General features: G+C 64.5%; 5 protein-coding genes. 3 read left to right on the top strand and 2 right to left on the bottom strand.

Going from position 1 to position 4,203, the window contains the following annotated elements:
• Together ettA and Q1J95_RS14975 are read left to right on the top strand one after the other, a co-directional pair.
• On the top strand, positions 1-1,160 hold a 1,160-nt coding region (gene ettA / locus Q1J95_RS14980), incomplete at its 5' end, for an energy-dependent translational throttle protein EttA (RefSeq protein ID WP_300269077.1).
• Positions 1,153-1,665: a thioesterase family protein gene (locus Q1J95_RS14975; RefSeq protein ID WP_300269074.1), complete on the top strand. Its 513-nt coding sequence runs from the start codon at positions 1,153-1,155 to the stop codon at positions 1,663-1,665. The genes ettA and Q1J95_RS14975, both read left to right, overlap by 8 nt.
• Positions 1,666-1,712: 47 nt before the next feature.
• Here the strand turns inward: Q1J95_RS14975 and Q1J95_RS14970 are convergent, their stop codons facing one another.
• Positions 1,713-2,597 (bottom strand): acyl-CoA thioesterase II, encoded by an 885-nt coding sequence (locus Q1J95_RS14970; RefSeq protein ID WP_300269071.1) that lies wholly within the window; start codon positions 2,595-2,597, stop codon positions 1,713-1,715.
• A 49-nt stretch (positions 2,598-2,646) separates the two neighbouring features.
• Between Q1J95_RS14970 and Q1J95_RS14965 the strand changes: the two genes are divergently transcribed.
• Entirely contained in the window at positions 2,647-3,315 is a 669-nt protein-coding gene (locus Q1J95_RS14965; protein WP_300269069.1) for a hypothetical protein, read from the top strand.
• 9 nt (positions 3,316-3,324) lie between these two features.
• Here Q1J95_RS14965 and Q1J95_RS14960 read toward each other — a convergent pair.
• On the bottom strand, positions 3,325-4,203 hold an 879-nt coding region (locus Q1J95_RS14960; RefSeq protein WP_300269067.1), incomplete at its 5' end, for an FAD-binding protein.

Here is a 4,203-nt window from a genome sequence, read left to right as displayed (position 1 = left end):
TTCTGCTGCAGAAACCCGATCTGCTGCTGCTCGACGAACCCACGAACCACCTCGACGCCGAGAGCGTTCTCTGGCTCGAGCAGCATCTGCAGTCGTACAAGGGCGCGGTCATCGCGATCACGCACGACCGATACTTCCTTGACAACGTCGCCGAGTGGATCGCCGAGGTCGACCGCGGCCGACTGATCGGCTACGAGGGAAACTACTCCACCTACCTGGAGAAGAAGGCCGAGCGCCTCGATATCCAGGGCAAGAAAGACGCCAAGCTCTCCAAGCGGCTGAAGGACGAACTTGAATGGGTGCGTTCGAGCGCGAAGGGACGTCAGACCAAGTCCAAGGCTCGCCTGGCCCGCTACGAAGAGATGGCTGCCGAAGCAGAGCGCACCAAGAAGCTCGACTTCGAAGAGATCCAGATTCCTGCAGGCCCGCGACTGGGCAGCGTCGTGATCGAGGCGAAGAACCTCAAGAAGGGCTTCGGAGATCGGGTTCTGATCGACGGGCTGAGCTTCAGCCTTCCACCGAACGGGATTGTCGGCATCATCGGCGCGAACGGCGTAGGTAAGACCACGCTGTTCAAGACGATCGTCGGTCTCGAACCGCTCGACGGCGGAGACCTCAAGATCGGTGAGACGGTCAAGATCAGCTACGTCGACCAGTCCCGCGCGAGCATCGACCCCGACAAGACCCTGTGGGAGGTCGTCTCGGACGGCCTCGATATCATCACGGTGGGCAAGACTGAGATCCCGTCCCGCGCTTACGTCTCGAAGTTCGGGTTCAAGGGGCCCGACCAGCAGAAGAAGGCCGGTGTCCTCTCCGGTGGTGAGCGCAACCGTCTGAACCTCGCCCTCACGCTGAAAGAGGGCGGTAACCTGCTTCTGCTCGACGAGCCGACGAACGACCTCGACGTCGAAACCCTCTCGTCGCTCGAGAACGCTCTCCTGGAATTCCCCGGTTGCGCCGTGGTCATTACACACGACCGCTGGTTCCTCGATCGCATCGCCACGCACATCCTCGCCTACGAGGGAACGGATGAGAACCCGGCTCAGTGGCACTGGTTCGAGGGTAACTTCGACGCGTACGAGAAGAACAAGATCGAGCGGCTGGGCCCGGACGCGGCGAACCCGCACCGCTCTACACACCGCAAGCTGACGCGTGACTGATTCCGTAGCCAGCGCTTCGACAGGCACGGTGCCCGGACGACGTCTGCATCTCCCCATCCATCTGCGATGGGGAGATCTGGACGCGTTCAATCATGTGAACAACACCTCGATGCTCAAGCTACTCGAAGAAGCGCGCGTTCGCGCCTTTTGGAAAGCAGGACCGGGCGAGGACGCACCGGAGACGGCCGTGCTGAACTCGGGCATCGAGGCGGGAACGCTCACGCTCATCGCCCGCCAAGAGATCGAGTATCTCGCCCCGGTGCCGTATCAGCGACGTCCGCTGGAGGTGCAGATGTGGTTCGGCAAACTCGGCGGCTCCAGCCTCGAGGTCTGCTATGAGGTCTTCAACGACCCCGAGCACGACGAGCGAATCCTCTATGCCCGGTCGACAGCGGTGATCGTGCTCGTCAGCGCTGAGTCGGGGCGACCCATGCGGATCAGCCCAGAGATGCGAGAAGTCTGGGCGCCCTACCTCGGCGACCCGATCACCTACGCCCACCGCTGACCCGCGCTCCCTGACCCGGGCCCCGCACCGGCCTGTTGCGCTGAGGCTCAGTGCTCGGGAACGCGAATCATGATCTCCTGAGCGACGCTCGCAACCAATATTCCATCTCGGGTATACACGCGGCCAGCAGCGAGACCGCGGCCCCCGCGTGCGTTCGGTGACTCCTGAACGTAGAGCAGCCACTCGTCCACGCGCGCCGGACGGTGCCACCACATGGCGTGATCCAGACTCGCCACCTTCAAGCCGCTCGTGCCCCATGAGACCCCGTGCGCGCGCAGAATCGATTCCTGGATCGTCATGTCGCTCAGATAAGCGAGCGCTGCGCGGTGTAGGCGTGGATCATCGGGCACGGCCGCTCGCATGCGCATCCACACGGTCTGCTGAGGGGCGCGTTCGTCGGCTGCGGACAGATACAGGGAAGTGTCGACGTGCCGAATATCGACAGGACGCTGCGTCAGCAGCAGGGTCGCGTCTGTTGCGACTGTGCCGAGGCGTTCGTCATCGGGCGTGAGGTCGTCGGGGTCTGGAATGCCGGCGGGCATCGGCTGAGCGTGGTCGAGCCCCGGAGCTTCATCTTGAAATGAAGCGATCATCGAGAAGATCGGAACGCCATTCTGATACGCCTGTGAGCGCCGCGTCGAAAAGGAGCGTCCGTCGTGGATGCGATCGACGGCGATGGTTATTCCCTGCGTCGCATCCCCCGGGCGTAGGAAGTACCCATGCATCGAGTGCGCGGCCCGCTCGGTCGGCATCGTTCGCTCGGCAGCCAGAATCGACTGCCCGAGCACCTGACCGCCGTAGATGCGGCCACTGGGCATCGCATGCGACTGCCCGGTGAAGATATCTTCCGTCGTACGTGCTCGGCTGTCATCGAGATCCAGCACCTCGAGCAGTCGCGCCACGGATGCCTGAGCCTGGGCGTTCGCGCTCATCTCATCTCCTCCCGCGACGGGTGTCGCCTTCGTTGGTAGTTTAGAACGTGTGCAACCCCGTCTCGTTCTCGCCGATGCCGACACCGCCCGAGACGTCATCACATTCCTCGGCCGTGCGCGGTTCATCTCCGACGATGGGGTGCGTCTGCAAGGGGCCCACGGCATCCTTGCGTTGACTGCGGCCGCACTGGCGCCGGAGGGACTGTTTGACCGCACGCCGACCGTGCTCGCCATGCGCATCGTGCGCGCCGATCCCGAGTTGCAGTGCGACATCGTTGTCGACGCCCTCACGCCGGACGATGATGACGAGCGGATGCTGAAGCTGCCGGAGACAGGCAGATCACCGGCTTGGGCAGGCGTATCACCGCCACGTGAGGGTTGGGAACGGGCCAGCGTGTTGGAAGCCTCTGTGATCGCACAGCGGGCGCAGTGGGGCATCTCCGCGGTCGCACGCGGCACCACCCCCGGCGCGGGGGAGGAAGCGGTCAGGATGCTGCGTGCGGAGATCTGGGGCGAACCGGATGACGACCTCGCCGACCTGCCGCGCGGCGTCGCGTTCGCCGCACATGCGCTGGGGTTCATCTCAGGCGAGGAGAAAGTCACGGTGACGCGCTCAGGTCGCTGGACACGGTTGGCGTTCGCGCGGGGGCACGTGCTGGCACGCGGCCCCATGGCGACCGGCCTCACCGCTGTGCGAGCCACCGGCGCGCAGCACTGACGCGGAGCGTCACACGCTTCCAGCCGCGGCGCGTCCCGCCTGGCGACCCGAGAACAGGCAGCCACCGAGGAAGGTTCCTTCCAGAGCTCGGTAGCCGTGTACGCCTCCGCCTCCGAACCCGCTGGCCTCTCCGGCCGCGAAGAGCCCAGGGATCGGCTCACCGGCGGGGGAGAGCGCACGACCATCGAGGTCTGTCTCGATGCCGCCCAGTGATTTTCGCGTGAGCACGTGCAGCTTCACGGCAATCATGGGCCCCGCCGACGGATCCTGGAGCCGATGCGGTGTGGCTGTGCGGATCAGCTTGTCGCCGCGATAGCCGCGCATCGACCGGAGCATGCCGATCTGGGCATCCTTTGTGAAGTCGTTGTCGATCTCCCGATCACGCGCGATGACCTCCTGTCGCACACGATCGCGGTCAAGCACCTCGCCGCCGGGGTGGCGCTGCATCCGCTCCAACAGGGTGTCAAGGTCGTCCTCGACGATGAAATCCTCACCCTCGTCAAGGAACGCCTGCACAGGTCCGGTGGGCCCCTTCGCGAGGCGTGACTTCACGAGCAGTCCGAGATCCTTGCCGGTGAGATCGGGATTCTGCTCGCTCCCCGACAGGGCGAACTCCTTCTCGACGATCTGCCTCGACGTGACGAACCAGGAATGATCCTGCCCTGTGGCACGCAGGTGCTCCAGCGAGCCCAGCGTGTCGAACCCGGGGAACAGCGGCACAGGAAGCCTCTTTCCTGTTGCGTCGAGCCAGAGGGACGATGGGCCTGGGAGAATGCGGATGCCATGGGTGGGCCACACCGCGTCCCAGTTCTTGATTCCTTCGACGTAGTGCCACATCCGGTCCCCATTGATCAGGTGAGCGCCGGCGGCCTCAGACACGGCATGCAT

The organism is Microbacterium sp. (genome assembly GCF_029263575.1).
GTDB lineage: Bacteria > Actinomycetota > Actinomycetes > Actinomycetales > Microbacteriaceae > Microbacterium.
The sequence above is the reverse complement of the archived record's forward strand: the minus strand, read 5'-3'. Positions and strand labels throughout refer to the sequence as shown.

What these genes read in the sequence shown, in the direction of transcription:
- Q1J95_RS14970 (WP_300269071.1), bottom strand. Translation starts at nt 2,597, where the DNA reads ATGAGCGCGAACGCCCAGGCTCAGGCATCCGTGGCGCGACTGCTCGAG.